1 protein-coding gene is annotated in these 606 nt (G+C 47.7%); it reads left to right on the forward strand.

Annotated features, from left to right (window positions below):
• Positions 1–606, forward strand: a 606-nt coding sequence (locus P2W76_RS13585; RefSeq protein ID WP_276348383.1) for a hypothetical protein, incomplete at both ends; no start/stop codon positions are given.

The raw sequence follows: 606 nt of genomic DNA on the forward strand, positions 1-606 counted from the left end.
GCATCTCCAACATTTACCGGAACTGTTTCTGGTATCACTAAAGGAATGGTAGGATTATCAGATGTAGATAACACCTCAGACCTGGCTAAGCCAATCAGTTCAGCTACTCAAACTGCCCTTGATGGAAAAGCCGCCAGTGCAGATCTTGCTTTAAAGGCCCCTCTTGCATCTCCGACATTCACTGGTACTGTATCCGGGATCACTGCTGCAATGGTTGGCTTAGGCAATGTGAACAATACGGCTGATGCAGATAAACCGATCAGTTCGGCTACTCAAGCAGCGCTTGATGGAAAAGCCGCCAGTGCAGACCTTGCTTTAAAGGCACCACTAGCATCTCCGACTTTTACAGGAACTGTGTCTGGTATCACCGCCACAATGGTCGGACTAGGCAATGTGAACAATACTGCTGATGCCGATAAGCCGATCAGCTCAGCTACTCAAACAGCCCTTGACGGGAAAGCTGCCAGTGCAGATCTTGCTTTAAAAGCCCCTCTTGCATCTCCAACATTTACAGGTACCGTATCTGGTATTACTGCCACAATGGTTGGCTTAGGTAATGTGAACAATACGGCTGATGCAGATAAACCAATCAGTTCGGCTACTCAA

Source organism: Daejeonella sp. JGW-45 (assembly GCF_029360805.1).
In the GTDB taxonomy this organism is placed as follows: Bacteria; Bacteroidota; Bacteroidia; order Sphingobacteriales; family Sphingobacteriaceae; genus Daejeonella.